The following is a 17,021-nucleotide window of genomic DNA, read 5'->3' on the forward strand; positions in this document are numbered from 1 at the left end:
CGGGTTTCGGTGAACTCTTTGTTTTCACTCAATTCCCAAGGGGAAAGTGCTGCGCGTTTTCCCGGGGAAATCGCCACACACCTTTCCTGGAATTGGCCATAGACATAAGCCCTGACGCGGCTGGCGCAAGCGTTTGCCGGCCGAAGGCCAAGGGCGGCAAGGCGGTCTCGGCTAGGATCGCGGCATCAGGAGGAAGACGCCATGGCGATGAAGCGGACCAAGACACCCTGGATGAAGGCCGAGGATTTCGGCCGCTCGCTGCCGCGCGGCATCGGCGTCAATCTGCTGGTATCGGACATGGCGGCGATGGAAGCCTTCTGCGGTGACGTGCTTGGCGCCTGCATCGTCTATGCCGACGAGGATTTCGCCGCGCTCGAGCTTCTGGGATCGGTGTTCATGCTGCATGCGGACCATTCTTATCTCGACAATCCCATGACGGGCTCCATCGCGGGTACGGAGACGCGCGGTGCCGGCATCGAACTGCGTCTCTATGGCGCGGAGCCCGACGCGATCGAGGCGGCGGCGCTGGAGCATGGCCACATCGTGCTGGCCGGCGCGATCGACAAGCCGCATGGTCTGCGCGAGTGCTATATCGTCGGACCGGACGGATATGTGTTCGTGCCGAGTGCGCCGCTCGCCGGGTGAGTGCGATAAATTTGCAACAATTCATACCGCAAACCCTATTTTAACCATATCGGGTTGAAATTTCGCCACCTTCTCCATCTTGGTGGAGGTGAGATTGCGCGGACGGTTTCCCCCCAGCCGGATCCGACGGAGGTTGTAATGAATTTTTCGAAAGGCGGCCTGGTGGCCGTATCCCTGGCGGCACTCGTTGCGAGCGGCTGCTCAACCTCACGCTTCTCGTCGATGGACGACCAGCAACCGGCGCCGCTGCAGCCAGCCCCCGCTGGCCAGGTGAGTTCCAACCAGCTGCCGCCGCCGGCCTCACCCGGCACCACCGACCCGTCGCGGTTCCCGACCGCGCCGGCTAACACGCAAGTTGCTTCGCTGCCGCCGGACGGCGCGGCGCCCGCGGGTGCCGCCGATCTCAGCGCGGCGGCCGTCGCCGGTGTCTGGAACGTCAGCGTCTCCGGCCAGAGCTGCAAGGTGGCGACGCCGCAGACCAAGTTCGGCGCCGGTTTCCGCGCCGGGCCGCTGCATTGCCCGGCGCCGATCGACGGCATCAAGTCGTGGAACGTCGCCGGCAAGCAGCTGACGCTTTATGACGAGAATGGCGGTTCGCTGGCGCGGCTCTATTCGTCGGGCGGCTCGAAATTCGACGGCCAGACTTCCAACGGGCAACCGATCTCGCTTACGAGGTAGGAGATGCCGACATTCAGGTGATGCCGGCGGCGTGACCTCAATCTCGGCACACCCTTTCTCTGGGCATCCTGCTCTGAACAATGACGTGATCGATGCATCTGCGTGACGGCCTCCAGACCCATCCGACCGTCCGGCAGCGCTACGACCATCTGGTGGTATCAGGCGCGATCGAGCGCGATGCCGCGCAGGAAGCGATCGCCGCCGCGCTCGACGGGCTGACCGTCGAGATCTCGGCCAAGCGGCTGGCGCAAAAGTCCAGTGCACTGGGCTGGCTGTTTGCGCGCAAGCGCGAGACGCATGAAGCGGTCAAGGGCCTCTACATCCATGGTGGCGTCGGCCGCGGCAAGACCATGCTGATGGACATGTTCTTCGAGCTCCTGCCGGTCAGGCGCAAGCGCCGTGTGCATTTCAACGACTTCATGGCCGATGTGCAGGACCGTATCCAGAAACACCGGCAGGCGCGCAAGGAAGGCACGGTCAGGGAAGACGATCCGATCCCGCCGGTGGCCAAGGCGCTCGCCGAGCAGGCCTGGGTGCTGTGTTTCGACGAGTTCTCGGTCACCGACATCGCCGACGCCATGATCCTGTCCAGGCTGTTCTCGGCACTGTTTGCCAATGGGGTCGTACTGGTCGCCACCTCGAACGTGGCGCCGCAAGATCTTTACCGTGACGGGTTGAACCGCCAGCTTTTCCAACCGTTCATCGCCATATTGGAACGCCACGCGCAGGTGCTGTCGCTGGACAGCGACAAGGATTATCGGCTGGAAAAGCTCGCACGCACGCCGGTCTATGTCACACCGGCCGATGCGGCGGCCGACCAGGCGCTCGACGAGGCCTGGCAGTCGATGACGCGCGGTGCGCCGACGGCCGAGACCTCGCTGACGCTGAAGGGACGCAAGGTGGTGGTGCCGGCCGCCGCTGGTGACGCTGCGCGTTTCACCTTCGCCGACCTCTGCGAAAAGCCGCTCGGCGCGCGCGATTACCTGGCGATCGCCGGGCGGTTTTCGACTGTTTTCATCGACCGTGTGCCGGTACTGGGCGAAGGCAAGCGCAATGAGGCCAAACGCTTCATCCTGTTGATCGACACGCTTTACGACCATCATACGCGGCTGGTGGTGAGCGCCGAGGCGCCACCGCACGCGCTTTATGTGGCCAAGCGCGGCGTCGAGGTGTTCGAATTCGAGCGAACCGCATCGCGGCTGATCGAGATGCAAAGCCGCGACTGGCTGGAGAGCTGGGCGAAGCGCCGGCCGGGTGAAGGTACGGTCGGCGGACGCACGGCAGGCGCGGATACGGCCGCCGCACCTTCACCTTCCTGAGCAGAGCCCGGATTTGCGGCGCTCATCGCGCCTTGGGATTATTTCTTGCCTCTCAACGTCTCCACGTCGGTCTTGCCGACATACCAGTCGCGGGCGTTGACCTCCTCGAAGACCACCCAGACATCGTCATTGCTAAGCCCAGTGGCGTCCATGATGGCCGCCGTGACTTTCCTGGCGATGTCAGCCTTCTTGCCGGCCGGATCGGCGGCGATCACTTCCTTGACGATGCGGATGTTGACGAATGGCATGACGCCCTCCCCTTGAATTGTGTCTGATACCGCCGACAGGCGGCTTCGAACTCCGCTCCGGCGAGCCGCAGGATGGCTCCGGAAGCCGCGGCGAAGCGGGCGCTGTGGCTACCCGCAAAACGGCCAATAACGGACGCCAGAGAAGCGTTTCCAGCAGGCTCAATAGGTCTTGGCCCCATTCACCATCAGCCGCACCGAATAAAGCGAGGTGGTGCCTGCGATGTAGAGACAGTTCAGCTTGGCGCCGCCGAAAACGCAATTGGCGGTCACCTCCGGCACCTTGACCTTGCCGATCAGCGTGCCGTCGGGATCGTAGCAATGGATGCCGTCGGCGGCACTCGTCCAGATGCGCCCATCGGCGTCGAGCCGGAAGCCGTCGAACAGTCCGGCCGTGCAGTCGGCGAACACCTTGCCTCCGGAAACCTTCTTGCCGTGCTTGCCGACGTTGAACACCCGCATATGCGCCGGGTTCTCGGCGCCATGCGTGCGGCCGGTGTCGACGACATAGAGCAGGCTTTCGTCGAGCGAGAAGGCAAGGCCGTTCGGCCTGACCATGTCGGTGATGACAGCCTCGATATCGCCCGTGTCGGGATCGACCCGGTAGACATGGCAGGCGCCGATTTCACTCTCGGCTTTGTCGCCCTCATAGTCGGTGTCGATGCCGTAGGTCGGATCGGTGAACCAGATCGAGCCGTCGGACTTCACCACCGCGTCGTTGGGCGAGTTCAGCGGCTTGCCCTTCCATTTGGCGGCGATGGTGGTGATCGAGCCGTCATGCTCGGTGCGGCTGACGCGCCGGCCCGAATGCTCGCAGGTGACCAGCCGGCCTTGCCGGTCGACGGTGTTGCCGTTGGAATTGCCGGAGGGCTGACGGAAGACACTGACGCTGCCGTCCGTCTCGTCGTAGCGCATCATGCGGTTGTTCGGAATGTCCGACCAGACGACATAGCGGCCGGCGGCGAACCAGGCCGGCCCTTCCGCCCACCGGCAGCCGGTGAACAGCTTCTCCACCTGCGCGTTGCCGTTGAACAGGCGCCCGAAACGCGGATCGAGAACTTCATAATAATCTGCGGCCGCCATGTTTCCTCCAGGCATCAGGTGACATTGGATCAAGCCAGCCCGCAATCGATCTGGCAAGACGGGGTAACGCTAATTTGTAAGACAAAATGGGAGGCGGCTCGCCTGCCGGCCCGGGCCGCGCGTCGTGCGGGAGCTTAGGAAGCCATTAACCGGCTATGCGCTGGCTGCAATGGTGCATTGCAACATCTTCTTTTTGCAACGCACCATTCCTATGTCATCATCCGTACCGATCAAGGGAGGAAGAAACGGCCGCGCCGAATGCGGCACAGAAGGAACCTTGCTATGATCTTCAACGACCTCGTGACCCGCGCTCGCACCAGCATCGCCAAGCGCAAGCACTACAATCGCCTCATCGCCGAAATCGACAGCTTCTCCAGCCGCGATCTGGCCGACATGCGCGCCGACCGTTCGGAAATGCTCTACCAGATCCACAAGCAGATCTACGGCTGAGCAACCATCACGTTTGTCGTCCTCGGGTCGCCGCGACGGAGCTTCGCTCCTGCTCGCCCGTGGATGACGAAGGTGGGTCGGGCCTACTGAAAATTACGCCCTTTGGGCATGACCCTCTCCGCCTCTTCCGACAGCGTTGCGAGATCCCGTCCGTCTTTCAGCATCGCGGGCCGAATTGCGGGTTGGCCGGAGCGGTCCGAAGGATCGGCGGCCGGCAGTGCGGCCGCACCGACCTTCTCCAGCAGCACGGTCAGCCAGGGCGTCAGGTCCTCGATCTTCTCGGCGACGATATGGACGACACCTGATTCCGACTGCAGTTTCCCGGTGACCTTCACAAACCGGGCACCCATGACGATGGGCCGGAAACGGGTGAAGGTCCTTTCCCAAAAGATGACGTTGGCGACGGCCTTGTCGTCTTCCAGCGTGAGAAAGATCGCGTTGCCCTTGCCGGGGCGCTGGCGCACCAGCACCAGCCCGGCAACGGAGACCCGCCTGCCGTCGCGCACGGAAGGCAGGCTGGCATTGGGAGTGATGCCGGCGCGGTCGAGCCGCTCGCGCAGGAAGGCGACCGGATGCGCCTTCAGCGACAGGCCGAGCGAGCGGTAGTCATGGATGACATGCTCGCCGAGCGGCATTTTCGGCAGCTTCGTTTCGGGCTCCAGCTCGCGCAGGCTGAGCGCCGGCTGGTCGAACAGCGGCAGCTTCTCGGCGGCACTCTTGCCGTCGAGCGCGCGGACCTCCCATAGTGCCGCGCGGCGGTCGAGGCCGATGGAACGAAAGGCGTCGGCCTGCGCCAATTTCTCGATCTCGTCGACATTGAGGCTGGAGCGCAGCCAGACATCCCGGACCGTCGAGTAGCCGGCGCCGCGCCGCTCGACGAAAACCTCCATGCGTTCCTTGGAAAGTCCCTTGATCTGCCGGAAGCCGAGCCGCACCGCATGCTGAGTCTCGATGACACCGCGCATTTCGGCATGACGCGGCAGGATGCGGGCCGGGTCGAAAAGCGCCTTTTCCAAAGTGCAGTCCCAGACGGAGAAATTGACGTCGACCTCGCGGATGTCGACGCCATGGTCGCGGGCGTCGCGCACCAGCTGCGCCGGCTGATAGAAGCCCATCGGCTGCGAATTCAGGATCGCGGCGCAGAACACGTCCGGGTAGAAGGTCTTGAACCAGCAGGAGGCATAGACGAGCAGGGCGAAGGAGGCGGCGTGGCTTTCGGGAAAGCCATACTCGCCAAAGCCCTCGATCTGCTTGAAACAGCGCTCGGCGAAGTCCTTCGTGTAGCCCTTGCTGACCATGCCGTCGATCATGCGCTGGCGGTAATTGCCGATCGTGCCTGTGCGCTTGAAGGTGGCCATGGCGCGGCGCAGTTCATCCGCCTCGCCCGGCTTGAAGCCACCGGCGACGATGGCGATCTTCATCGCCTGCTCCTGGAACAGCGGCACGCCCAGCGTCCTGCTGAGGATCGCTTCTAGTTCAGGTTTTTGATACTCGGCCGCCTCTTTGCCCTGTCGCCGACGCAGGTAAGGGTGGACCATGTCACCCTGGATCGGACCAGGTCGAACAATCGCCACCTCTATGACAAGGTCATAAAAATCTTTTGGTTCGAGCCTTGGCAGCATCGACATCTGGGCGCGCGATTCGATCTGGAAGACCCCAAGCGTATCGGCTCGGCAGATCATTTTGTAGACCTGCCTATCCTCGGGGGGCAGGGTGGCGAGCACATAGGGCTGCCCATACGCATCCCGTGCCTTTGGATAGTGATCCGTGAGCAAGGTGAAAGCGCGCTGGAGGCAGGTCAGCATGCCGAGCGCCAGGATATCCACCTTGAGGATTTTCACCGAATCGAGATCGTCCTTGTCCCATTCGACCATCTTGCGCTCGTCCATCGCCGTCTTGACGATGGGGACGATCTCGTCGAGCCGGTCCCTGGTGATGACGAAGCCGCCGACATGCTGGGAGAGGTGGCGGGGAAAGCCCATGATCTCGTTGGCGCGTTCCATCACATGCCGTGACACCGGATCCCTGCGGTCGAGGCCGCCGGCCCTGGCTTCCTTCTCGCCGAGTTCCGAGGTCGACCAACCCCAGATCGAGCCGGAGAGAGACGCCCTGACATCCTCCGAAAGGCCCATCGCTTTCGACACTTCGCGCAGCGCCGAACGGCCGCGATAGCTGATGACGGCGGCGGCGAGTGCCGTGCGTTTGGAGCTGTATTTCGTATAGATGTACTGCATCACCTCTTCGCGCCGTTCATGCTCGAAGTCGACGTCGATATCTGGCGGCTCGTTGCGTTCCTCGGAAATGAAACGCTCGAAGAGCGTGTCGATCTTGTCCGGCCCGACCTCGGTAATGCCAATGCAGAAGCAGATAATCGAATTAGCCGCGGAGCCGCGGCCCTGGCAGAGAATGCCTTCGCCTCGGGCGAATTTGATGATGTCATGGACGGTCAGGAAATAACGGGCGTAATTCAGCCGCTCGATCAGGGCGAGCTCTTCCTGGATTCGTTTTATCACGCTGGCGGGGATACCGCCGGGAAAGCGCCGGGCCGCACCTTCCCGAGCCAGTCGCTCCAGCTCCGCCTGCGGCCCGAGACCCGATTCCGTCGGCTCGTCGGGATAATTGTACTGAAGATCGCCGAGCGAGAAGGTCAGCTCTCGCGCAAACCGCAGCGTCTCCGCCAGCGCTTGCGGATACCGGCGGAACAGGCGCGCCATTTCCAGCGGCGGCTTCAGATGGCGTTCGGCATTGGCGGTCAGTTCCAGCCCCACCTCGGCGACCGGAACATTGAGGCGGATCGCGGTCAGCACGTCCTGCAGCGGGCGCCGTTCGGCCGTGTGGTAGAGCACATCGTTGGTCGCCATCAGCGGGATGCCGGTGCTCTCGGCGAACGCCGCCGCCTGCTCGATCCGGAAGCGATCATGGCCGGCATAACAGGGTGAGACGCCGAGCCGCAGGATCCTGCCGAAGCGATCCCTGAGTTCACGGAGCAAAGCCAGACTGTCTTGCGCGCCGGCCGCCAGATCGGGCAGGACCGCCAGCGACATCCGGTCCCCCCATTCGAGCAGGTCGTCGCGCCGGAGCAGGGTGGCGCCCTTTTCGGTCTCGTCACGCAGATTGGCCTGGGTGAGCATGCGGCACAGATGGCCCCAGCCCGCACGGTCCCTGGGATAGGCGAGAATGTCCGGCGTGCCGTCGCCAAAAACCAGCCGGCAGCCGGGATGGTAGGCAAGCTTTTCGACCTTGGCCTGCTGCCAGGCGCGCACCACGCCGGCGACGCTGTTGCGGTCGGCGAGCCCGATCGCGGAGAAGCCCATGAGCTTGGCCGCGACCACCAGCTCCTCGGGTTTGGAGGCGCCGCGCAGGAAGGAGAAATTCGACTGGATGCCGAACTCCGCATAAGGAATGACGGTCAGCGCGTTCATGCGAAGACCCCATGCATGAACCAGCGCGGCGGGGTTTGCGAGACGCCGCCGTAAAGGCCTTGCCGGTAGAGCCAGTAGCGGCGGCCACCGGCATCCTCGATGCGGAAATAATCGCGTGTCGACGCCGCCGCGTCGCCCGGCGCCTCGCGCCACCATTCGGCGGCGATGCGCTCCGGCCCTTCGGCGCGCATCACACGGTAAAGCGCGCGGCGCCAACGAAAATGCAGCGGCGGTCCCTCCGGCATTTCGGTGGCCGGCACCTCGATGGGCTCGGGCGAACGGAACAGCCGGATCGGTCGTTCCGGCGGGAAGATGGTCATCGGCGCCTGCATCCTGTCCGGCTTCTTGGGTGGTGTGGTCCGGCGCGGGGCTTCGGTGAAGGGAATGACGGCGACGGCGCGTTCCGGCAGGTGGCTTTCCACGGGAACCGGCTGCAGAACCGCGCCCTCGCCGAGGCGGGCGCGGATACGGTCAGCGAACAGGGCGATGTCGGCGCCGTCATCGGCCGCTTCGCCGGTCAGATCGGCCTGCTGCATGTCGAAAGCGGCGACGGCCAGCACCGAGAGGCGCACCAGGTCGAAGCCAAAGCCGGCATCGATATGCTGCTCGAGTGCCGCCAGCCTTTCATGGAACAATTTCCGGATCAGCAAGGGTTCGCGCATCGGCCGCGAGGTGCCGAGCGCGATGCGGCTGACGGCGCCGTCGACGCGAAAAAGCAGCAGCGCCAGGCTCCTTGCGCCTTCGCCGCGGCGTTCGAGGTCGGTCTTCAAGGTCGTCGCCAGCATGCCCACCAGCCGCTCTATCTCCTCCGTCAGCGTGACGGGCTCGGCGAGATGACGCTCGACCGAAAGCGGCGCGACGGGAAGACGCGGTGAGATCGCCTCGTCGAGACGGCCAAGCGCCTGGTCGAGGCGCTGGAGCAGCAAAGCGCCGAAGCGGCGGGCGAGCGGCGCGCGCGGTGCCGCCATGACGGCACCCGCCGTGCGCAGCCCCACGCTTTCCAGGCTGGTACGGGTTTCCGGCGCTATGCGAAGGGCGGCCAGCGGCAAGGGCGCGAGCAGGGCTTCCTCCTCGCCTGATGGAACGATGCGGTCGCCGCAAAAGCGGGCCGCCGCCCAGGCCGCCCCGGGCGTGCCGGCAAGCCCGGCGCGGACGTCGAAACCCTGCTGGAAGAAGCGCGACAGGATTTCGTCCAGCATGGCGCGTTCGCCGCCGAACAGATGGGTGCAGCCGGTGACGTCGAGGAACAGGCCGTCAATGCCGTCCAGCGCCACCAGCGGCGTGTAGCGGTCGCACCAGTCGGCAAGGCCCTCGAGCAGGCGCCGGTCGGCCTCCGGATCGGCTTCGACGATGTCGATCGACGGATGCATGGCGCGCGCATCGGCAATCCCCATGTCGCGCTTCAGGTGCAGCGCCTCAGCCCGCGCGTCGAGGGCCGAGATGCGCTGCGCGTTGCCCTGGCGATGGCTGATCACGAGCGGTGGATGAGATGGCTGCGGATGATCCGGCGGCCGGGAACGCCAGGATTTCCCCAGACGCTGCCGCAGGATCCTTTCTGTCGCGAGATAGGGAAACCACAGGGACAGGATTCTCTGCCCATTCGTTGCTTGCCCTGCGTCTTTCCTCGCCCCTTCTTTCGTCGAATCTGCGTTCATCGGGGTTCCACTCCAGTGTGAATTGTCCAGGCAGGGCCGTGCGGCTCTTGCCGATGCTGATGGTGAAGGCCGGGTGGCCGATCGAGCCGGCGAGCGGCCCGGCGACTGTTTCGCGCGGCACGGCCGGCGCCGACGCGACAATCAGACGAACAGGCGCCGCCGTCGGTTCGGGCTCGGCCGCCTGCCGCAGCAGGAACACCGGCCGGCCGGCACCTTGCGCCCGCGCATGCAGGCGGCGTGTCGCGGTCAGGTCCAGCCGCTGCGGATTGCCGCGGATCTCCAGGATGACGGCGGCAAGCGCGGTCATGCGGGCCGCCTCCTCGGCGATCCACAGTGCATCGACAAGCCGGGGCGCCTCGGAAAACAGCAATTGCTGGGGCTCGATGCCGAACGAGGCATGCAGCCCCCTGGCATAGAGAAAGCCGGCCTCATGGAAAATTTCCGATGTCCCGATCCACAGGATGGGCAGCCCCTGCGCCTGGTTGAGGATCAGGCTGACGATCGACAGAGCGAAACCGGCGACGGCGCCCGCATCGCGGGTTTCCAGGCCATGGATTTCGGTCAGGGCGGCTTTCGGCAGGCCGCCGCTGAGCGCGGCATCGAGCCGCTCGATGCCGATGGGCAGGAAAGCGTCCGGCAAGGCCGCGGCAAGCCCGCGCCGGACGATCGTCAGATCGCTGCCGGCGTCAGCAAGGGGCGCGCCAGCCGGCGCCTGCAGGCGCTCGGGCAGTGTTCCCTCGATCTTCGCGATCTGGCGGCGCAGGGCAAAAACAGTCTCCCGCGCCACGGCGGTCATCGCCATGACGGTCAGCTTCCACTCACGATTGTTCCTGTTATGTTCCTATAGATTCCAGAGGGGATCGGAAGAGTCAAGCAGACTCATCAAGGAATTTATTCCTCTTCCTGCGCGACACCGACGTACAGGCGTCATTTGCCTCGACCAGCGCGAACGCCTATATGCCGGGATCAAAGGACAAAGCATGGCCCGCATCTATAAGACCCGCACCTGGCATGGTGAACTTGCGCCCTCGATGGAGGAATTGGAGTTCCTGGCCCTGGAGGCCTACGCCCACCTGCCGGAGGATTTTCGCAAGCTGACCGGCGAGATCGTCATCCAGATCGCCGAATTCCCGACCGACGAGATCATGGACGACCTGTCGCTGGAAACGCCGTTCGACCTGCTCGGCCTGTTCGAGGGGCGCGGCATCGCCGAACGCTGGAATCCGCAAACCGGCGAAGGCCCGAACCGCATCACGCTCTACCGCCGCGCCATGCTCGACTACTGGGCCGAAAACGAGGAAACGCTGGGCGACATCGTCACCCACGTACTGGTCCACGAGATCGGCCACCATTTCGGCCTGTCGGACGATGATATGGAGAAGATCGAAGAGGCGGCTGAATAGCCCGTACCTTCGTCTTCCTGCTCTATGCCGCTTCGCTTCTTGCTTCGCCTAGGTGACGAAGAGAGAGGTTACCGCGCTTCCCTTCTCAGTCGATATCCCTAACCATGTTGGTCTCAGCATGGTCGGTGAGCCGCCGCTATGGTCATCGATTGGCCGGATCACCGCCTTGCCAATTATACAAGTTTTGATATAAATCCACCAATGCCAAGTAACAAAGCGCTTAGAGTTTCTCGGAGATTCTCTTGCCCAGCTCCGGGATTTTCCAGAGGCGGCACGCACGCAAGGAAACGGGCGTTCAGCTGCATAAGGTGCAGCTCGGACTAGAGCCAAGCGACTGGAAGCCGATGACGACGGTCGGCCCAGGTGTGCGGGAAATCCGCGTCCGCGACGCCACCGGCGCGTTCCGGGTGCTTTACGTCGCGAGCATAGGCGACGCTGTCTATGTGCTGCACGCCTTCCAGAAGGAGACGCAACAGACAGTGAAACGAAACTTGGATCTTGCCGCATCCCGGTTCAGACAAATCTAGTGGAGGTAAGGACGATGGACCGTCAGAGTTTTGAAAACGTGTGGGACGCACTGGAGGAGACTCCGGCCGAGTCCGCCAACATGACCATGCGCTCCAACTTGCTGATCGCTGTCGAACAGCGGGTGCGGAGTTGGGACGTTACCCAGGCCGAAGCAGCCAACCGGCTCGGGATTACCCAGCCACGCCTTAGCGACCTCCTGCGGGGCAGGATCACGAATTTCAGTCTGGACACGTTGATCAATCTTGCCGCGCTGGCCGGACTTACCGTGCGTCTTGATATTGTCGAGGCCGCCTGATGCTCTCCTTGCTAGCGGCTACCAGTCGCTGAGCTTCGTATCCGGCCCGTATTCCTGGCCATCGACATCCTTCACCACGGCCTGGCCGCAGCGCATGGTCTTGGTCTTCTTGTCGCAGGCGTAGGTCGGCGAGCCGAACAGGTGCCAGCCCTTGTTCAGCGCCGCCGTCACCTTATGGCAGAAGCTGGCGTCGTCCGGGGCGGTGAGAAAGCGGTAGAGTTTCATCGTTCAATTCCTGTCGTGTATCCCAAATCGGCGAATATCATGCGCCGATGGCGGCCGCTTTCGCCAGAAGTTTCTCGGCCTGCGCCAAGTGCAACCGCTCGACCATCCTGCCATTCAGCGCGATGACCCCCTTGCCACTGTTTTGCGCAAGCGCGAAGGCATCCTTCACCGCGCGCGCCTCGGCCAGCGCCTGCGCCGACGGAGCGAAGGCACGGTTGGCCGCCTCGACCTGCGATGGATGGATCAGCGTCTTGCCGTCGAAGCCCATGGCGGCTGCCTGCGTGCACTCACGCGCGAACGCATCCGGGTCGCGGAACTCGTTGAACACCCCATCGAGCATGTCGATCCCGCCGGCGCGTGCCGCCAGCAGCATCTGCATCAGCCATGGCAGCAGATAGGCGCGATCCGGCGTCGCCAGCACGCCGGTATCCTTGATCAGGTCATTCGTTCCGGCGATGAAACAATCCAGGCGTGAGGCGGGGTCGCGGCCGAGTTCGGCGATGGCGCCGATGTTGAGCATGGCCTTGGGCGTCTCGATCATCGCCCATAGTTTCACGCTGTCCGGGGCAAAATTATCGTCCAGCACATCGCCGACTTCGAGCACGTCACGCGGCGTGTCGACCTTCGGCAGCAGGATGCCGTCCGGCTCCGCCTTGGCCACGGCCGCAAGATCGTCAGTGCCCCATTCGCTGGACAGCGCATTGACGCGTACCACCATCTCGCGTCGCCGGCCATTGGCATCAGGGCGGTTGGCGAAAATGCCGGCCAGTTTTTCGCGCGCGGCGATCTTGTCGGCGGGGGCGACGGCGTCCTCGAGGTCGATGATGACGGCGTCGCAGGCAAGCTGCGCGATCTTGGCCAGCGCCTTGTCGTTGGAGGCCGGGACATAGAGCACGGAGCGGCGCGGGCGGTAGGTTTCGGTCATGCCAGATCTATGCCGGTTGCGGCCGGGCGAGGCAAGCCGCCGGCCCTGCACGAAAACTGCACGCGCCTGCCGAAAACCTCCTCCGATCCGCCGCATCGCTTTCCTGCAGGCCTGCGAGACAGGCGGCATGCACAAGCGAGCAAAACCCCGTCTGCCTTACCGGCTGCGCAGCGAAGGCTGGTGGCTGGTCGACCCGCAACGCGCCAACACCGCTGCAACTCCCATCCCATTTGTCCGCAAGAGCCCATCGCCATGGCGAAGGAACGCCATCAGGAAGATCAGGCCGTGACCTCTTTCTTCCGCGCCGCGCCAAGCTATTGCAGCCGCTTCGGCGTCGCCGTGCTGCTGGTCGCGCTCGCCGATTTCCTGTTCTACGGCCAGCCCGCCGGCATCACGGTTCCGCTGTTCGCCATCCTGATTGCCGCCGCGATGGTTGCCGTGCATCCCGCCGCCTTCAGCGACGGCAAGGTGTGGCTCAAGTCGGCCGCCTTGCTTGTCGCGCTGTTGCCGCTGGCCGAGACTGTCAGTCCCTTGTCCGTCTCGGTCGCGCTTGCCGCGCTGGTGGCGTTCGCGCTTTCGCTGAGCGGCCGGCTGCGACACCGCACGCCGCGCATTGCCGGCCAAATCGTGCTGTTCGGACTGGCGGCGCCGTTCCGGTTCCTCGGCGATTTTCTCCAGTGGCGAAGAGCGGCGCGGCGGTTCGGCGGACATCGCATAAGGCTGGCGGCAATCGCGGTCTGGGTAATGCCGCTGACGCTGGGCGCGGTCTTCGTCGCCCTTTTCGGTGCCGCCAATCCGGTCATCGAAGACTGGCTGTCGCTGATCGACGTCTTCAAGCTGCTCGACCTGATCCAGCTGACGCGGATTGCCTTCTGGCTATTCGTGCTTGCCGGCGTCTGGGCCTTTCTGCGGCCACGCCTGCCGCGCTTTCAGCGCCGCATCGCCAGGCCAAATCACCCTCCTGCCGATGCCCAGCCAGCGGCCGACAGGCACGCCGTCGAGGATATCGTCTTCGGCAAGGCCGCCATCCTGCGCGCGTTGATCGTCTTCAACATTCTGTTTGCGCTGCAGAGCGGACTCGACGCCACCTATCTGTGGGGCGGGGTCGCGCTTCCCGATGGTTTGAGCTATGCCGCCTACGCGCATCGCGGCGCCTATCCCTTGATCGTCACCGCACTGCTGGCCGCCGGCTTTGTCCTTGCGGCGCTGAGGCCCGGCAGCGAAACATCGGCCGACCCGCTCATCCGCCGGCTGGTCTATGCCTGGGTGGCACAGAACATCATGCTGGTCGTCTCGTCGATCCTGCGGCTCGACCTCTATGTCGGCATCTATGCGCTGACCTACTGGCGCGTCGCCGCTTTCGTCTGGATGGGACTGGTGGCGGCCGGCCTTGCGCTGATCATCGCCCGTATCGCGCTCGGAAAATCCAGTGAATGGCTGCTCTCCGCCAATCTTCTGACGTTATCCCTGACGCTTTATGCCTGCTGTTTCATCAACTTCGCAGCCATGATCGCCACCTACAATGTAGACCATTCCCTCGAAATGAGCGGCCAGGGCATCCCGCTCGACGCCTGGTATCTCCGCTCGCTCGGGCAGGACGCGTTTCCAGCGCTCGATCGCTTCTTCGATCCTCAGCGCGAGACAGCCAATGCCGGTGCCGTCGGCGAACTGGCAAGGTTGCGCGGTGTCGATGAAGGCTGGTATCGCAGCCTGCAGGAAAACTGGCGAAGCTGAAGCTTCCGCGACTGGCGCCTGCTTCGCTATCTCGACAACAGGCGGCCTATTGTTCCCAGCGCCGCGGAACCCGTGCCGGATCACTAGTCCATGCCGCATCACATCCTCGTCGCCGACGACGACCCGCATATCCGCGAAGTGATCTGCTTCGCGCTGGAAAAGGCCGGCATGAAAACGGCTGCCGTCTCCGATGGCGCCGCCGCCCTGCAGGCAATCGAACGAAGCACACCCGACCTTGTCGTGCTCGACATCGGCATGCCGGAGATGGACGGGCTGGAGGTCTGCCGGCGGCTGCGTCACACATCAGACGTACCGGTGTTGTTCCTGTCCGCGCGCGACGAGGAGATCGACCGCATCCTCGGGCTCGAAATGGGTGGCGACGACTATGTCACCAAACCGTTCAGCCCGCGCGAACTTGTCGCCCGTGTCAACGTCATCCTGCGCCGCGCCCGTCCGGCGGCGCCGGAACTGGCCGACGACAGGCAGTTCGCGCAGGGAAAGCTCACCCTGGCGCCGGCCAGCCACGCGGCCGCCTTCGACGGCAAGCCGCTCGCCCTGACGGCGATCGAGTTCTCGATCCTGAAAGGGTTTCTGGCGCGGCCCACCCATGTGCTCGACCGCGACGCGGTGATGGCCAACGCCTATGCCGGCAAGATCCATGTCGCCGACCGCACCGTCGACAGCCATATCCGCAATATCCGGGCCAAGCTGGCGGCCGTGGGGTGCCCGGAGGTCATCGAGACCGTGCACGGCGTCGGCTTCCGGCTCGGCCGATGCGGCTGACGACATCAAGCAAGTCGATTGGCAGCAAGTGGGTCGGCCGCAAATGGCGGCCGCGCCTCGCCACGGTCGTCGTCGCCATCCTGATCCTGGTGATGTCCCTGCCGCTGGTCGGCCTGTTCTTCTTCCGCCTCTACGAGAACCAGCTGATCCGCCAGACCGAGGCAGAACTGATCGCACAGGGCGCGGCCATTGCCGCCATCTATGCGCAGGAGGTCCGCGACGCCGGCATTTCACCGGAAAAGCTTGGCGTGGCGATGCCGCCGGCCAATGGCTATGCGAGCCGAGGCGCCAATCTCGATTCGCCCTATCGGCCGATCGAGCCGCGGCTCGATCTCGCCTCGGACTACGTGCTTGCGACCCGGCCGGCGGGGATCCCCACCACGGTCGATCCCGCTTTCGCCACGATCGGCGCGCGGCTGGCGGGCATTCTCGACGCGACGCAGAAGACCACGCTGGCCGGCTTCCGGCTGCTCGATCCCTGGGGTGTGGTGATTGCCGGGCGCGACGAGACCGGGCAGTCGCTTGCCGGGGTCGAGGAGGTGCGCGCAGCACTTGCCGGGCGCTATGCCAGCGCGCTCCGGCTGCGCATCCCCAACCAGCCGGCGCCGCCGCTCTATTCGGTCAGCCGCGGCACAAAGGTGCGCGTCTTCGTCGCTTTGCCGGTGGCCGTCGACGGCAAGGTCGCCGGCGTGGTCTATGTCTCGCGGACGCCCAACAACATCATAAAACATCTCTATGGCGAACGCGGCAAGGTGACGGCGGCGGGGATCGCCATTCTCGGCGGCACGCTGCTCATCGGCCTCGTCTTCCTGCGCACCGTCAGCCGGCCGATCTACGCGCTGATCGACCGCACCCAGCGCATCGCCGCCGGCGAACGCGACGCGATCCGGCCTCTCGACCACCATGGCACGCGAGAAATGGCGGAGCTTTCCGCCGCCTTTCTCGACATGGCCGAAAAACTGCAGGCGCGCTCGGACGCCATCCAGACCTTCGCCACCCATGTCTCGCATGAACTCAAATCGCCGCTGACGGCGATCCAGGGCGCGGCCGAACTGCTGCGCGATTCAGGCAGCGCGATGGACGATGACGAGCGGCGGCGCTTCTCCGACAATATCGTCACCGATGCATGGCGGCTCAACCTTTTGGTCCGGCGGCTGCTCGACCTGGCGCGGGCCGAAAACCTCGCACCCAGCGGCGAGAGCACCTCGGTCGGCGCGGCGCTGGCCCTGCTTCCCGTCGACACCAGGTTGGCGGTTGAAGTCAAGGCCGGTGGCGACCTGGCCTTGCGCATCTCGGCCGAGAACGCGGCGATCGTGCTTGCCAACCTCATCGACAATTCCGCCAGGCACGGCGCGACGCTGGTTTCGATCACCGCCGCAAGCGCCGGCGGCAAGGCGACCGTGCTGGTCAGCGACGACGGCGCCGGTATCTCGCCAAGCAACCAAGCGCGCATCTTCGAGCCGTTCTTCACCACGCGACGCGATACGGGCGGCACCGGCATGGGGCTTGGCATCGTGCTGGCCCTCCTGAAAGCGCATGATGGTACGATCCGGCTGGTTGACTCCGAGCGCGGCACGCGCTTCGAGATCACTTTGCCGGTCGCGTAGATTGCGGACGGCGGATCGGAGAAA

At 64.5% G+C, this 17,021-nt stretch carries 15 protein-coding genes and 2 pseudogenes; 10 read left to right on the forward strand and 7 right to left on the reverse strand.

Going from position 1 to position 17,021, the window contains the following annotated elements; genetic code table 11:
• Positions 1-201: 201 nt before the first annotated feature.
• From LB524_RS20585 to zapE, 3 genes are all read left to right on the forward strand, one after another.
• Positions 202-645, forward strand: coding sequence for a hypothetical protein (locus LB524_RS20585; RefSeq protein WP_224529680.1), 444 nt, complete (start codon positions 202-204; stop codon positions 643-645).
• A 138-nt stretch (positions 646-783) separates the two neighbouring features.
• Positions 784-1,323: a protease inhibitor Inh/omp19 family protein gene (locus LB524_RS20590; RefSeq protein ID WP_015314997.1), complete on the forward strand. Its 540-nt coding sequence runs from the start codon at positions 784-786 to the stop codon at positions 1,321-1,323.
• A 92-nt stretch (positions 1,324-1,415) separates the two neighbouring features.
• The gene (gene zapE / locus LB524_RS20595) at positions 1,416-2,642 is read left to right on the forward strand and encodes a cell division protein ZapE (protein WP_224529689.1); all 1,227 of its coding nucleotides are present in this window, start codon (positions 1,416-1,418) and stop codon (positions 2,640-2,642) included.
• 38 nt (positions 2,643-2,680) lie between these two features.
• On the opposite strand, the gene LB524_RS20600 is transcribed toward zapE, so the two are convergent.
• Both LB524_RS20600 and LB524_RS20605 read right to left on the reverse strand, forming a co-directional pair.
• Positions 2,681-2,890 (reverse strand): tautomerase family protein, encoded by a 210-nt coding sequence (locus LB524_RS20600; RefSeq protein ID WP_015314995.1) that lies wholly within the window; start codon positions 2,888-2,890, stop codon positions 2,681-2,683.
• Positions 2,891-3,049: 159 nt separating this feature from the next.
• Positions 3,050-3,970 carry an SMP-30/gluconolactonase/LRE family protein gene (locus LB524_RS20605; RefSeq protein ID WP_015314994.1) on the reverse strand — a complete coding sequence of 307 codons (921 nt, stop codon included), beginning with the start codon at positions 3,968-3,970 and terminating at the stop codon, positions 3,050-3,052.
• 282 nt (positions 3,971-4,252) lie between these two features.
• Here LB524_RS20605 and LB524_RS20610 point away from each other — a divergent pair, with 282 nt between their 5' ends.
• The gene (locus tag LB524_RS20610) at positions 4,253-4,420 is read left to right on the forward strand and encodes a hypothetical protein (protein ID WP_015314993.1); all 168 of its coding nucleotides are present in this window, start codon (positions 4,253-4,255) and stop codon (positions 4,418-4,420) included.
• A gap of 83 nt (positions 4,421-4,503) precedes the next feature.
• Here the strand turns inward: LB524_RS20610 and LB524_RS20615 are convergent, their stop codons facing one another.
• Genes LB524_RS20615 through LB524_RS20625 form a run of 3 tightly spaced genes read right to left on the reverse strand, consistent with a single transcriptional unit; the run spans position 4,504 to position 10,299 of the window.
• Positions 4,504-7,842 carry an error-prone DNA polymerase gene (locus tag LB524_RS20615; protein ID WP_224529693.1) on the reverse strand — a complete coding sequence of 1,113 codons (3,339 nt, stop codon included), beginning with the start codon at positions 7,840-7,842 and terminating at the stop codon, positions 4,504-4,506.
• The gene (locus LB524_RS20620) at positions 7,839-9,317 is read right to left on the reverse strand and encodes a DUF6504 family protein (protein ID WP_224529695.1); all 1,479 of its coding nucleotides are present in this window, start codon (positions 9,315-9,317) and stop codon (positions 7,839-7,841) included. The genes LB524_RS20615 and LB524_RS20620 overlap by 4 nt, the downstream gene beginning before the upstream one ends.
• Positions 9,259-10,299, reverse strand: a complete 1,041-nt coding sequence (locus tag LB524_RS20625) for an ImuA family protein (RefSeq protein WP_224529696.1) — start codon at positions 10,297-10,299, stop codon at positions 9,259-9,261. The genes LB524_RS20620 and LB524_RS20625 overlap by 59 nt, the downstream gene beginning before the upstream one ends.
• Before the next feature lie 178 nt (positions 10,300-10,477).
• Here LB524_RS20625 and LB524_RS20630 point away from each other — a divergent pair, with 178 nt between their 5' ends.
• The 3 genes and pseudogenes from LB524_RS20630 (at position 10,478) to LB524_RS20640 (ending at position 11,723) form a co-directional block, all read left to right on the forward strand.
• Complete coding sequence (locus LB524_RS20630) at positions 10,478-10,900, forward strand: metallopeptidase family protein (RefSeq protein ID WP_140618287.1); 423 nt, start codon at positions 10,478-10,480, stop codon at positions 10,898-10,900.
• A 193-nt stretch (positions 10,901-11,093) separates the two neighbouring features.
• Positions 11,094-11,427 (forward strand): annotated as a pseudogene (locus LB524_RS20635) (type II toxin-antitoxin system RelE/ParE family toxin).
• Between the two features lie 14 nt (positions 11,428-11,441).
• Positions 11,442-11,723 carry a helix-turn-helix domain-containing protein gene (locus tag LB524_RS20640; protein ID WP_224529697.1) on the forward strand — a complete coding sequence of 94 codons (282 nt, stop codon included), beginning with the start codon at positions 11,442-11,444 and terminating at the stop codon, positions 11,721-11,723.
• An 18-nt stretch (positions 11,724-11,741) separates the two neighbouring features.
• Here the strand turns inward: LB524_RS20640 and LB524_RS20645 are convergent, their stop codons facing one another.
• On the reverse strand, positions 11,742-11,948 hold the full coding sequence (locus LB524_RS20645) for a DUF1737 domain-containing protein (RefSeq protein ID WP_224529698.1): 207 nt from the start codon (positions 11,946-11,948) through the stop codon (positions 11,742-11,744).
• 37 nt (positions 11,949-11,985) lie between these two features.
• Positions 11,986-12,873 carry an HpcH/HpaI aldolase/citrate lyase family protein gene (locus LB524_RS20650; RefSeq protein WP_140822858.1) on the reverse strand — a complete coding sequence of 296 codons (888 nt, stop codon included), beginning with the start codon at positions 12,871-12,873 and terminating at the stop codon, positions 11,986-11,988.
• A 252-nt stretch (positions 12,874-13,125) separates the two neighbouring features.
• On the opposite strand from LB524_RS20650, the pseudogene LB524_RS20655 reads away from it, so the two are divergent.
• From LB524_RS20655 to LB524_RS20665, 3 genes and pseudogenes are all read left to right on the forward strand, one after another.
• Positions 13,126-14,694 (forward strand): annotated as a pseudogene (locus LB524_RS20655) (DUF4173 domain-containing protein).
• Positions 14,695-14,697: 3 nt separating this feature from the next.
• A complete protein-coding gene (locus tag LB524_RS20660; protein ID WP_015314984.1) occupies positions 14,698-15,390 on the forward strand; it encodes a response regulator transcription factor in 693 nt (230 codons plus the stop codon).
• Positions 15,381-16,997: an ATP-binding protein gene (locus LB524_RS20665; RefSeq protein ID WP_224529699.1), complete on the forward strand. Its 1,617-nt coding sequence runs from the start codon at positions 15,381-15,383 to the stop codon at positions 16,995-16,997. Before LB524_RS20660 ends, LB524_RS20665 begins: the two co-directional genes overlap by 10 nt.
• Positions 16,998-17,021 lie beyond the last annotated feature (24 nt).

The organism is Mesorhizobium sp. ESP6-5 (assembly GCF_020164695.1).
Taxonomy (GTDB): domain Bacteria; phylum Pseudomonadota; class Alphaproteobacteria; order Rhizobiales; family Rhizobiaceae; genus Mesorhizobium; species Mesorhizobium australicum.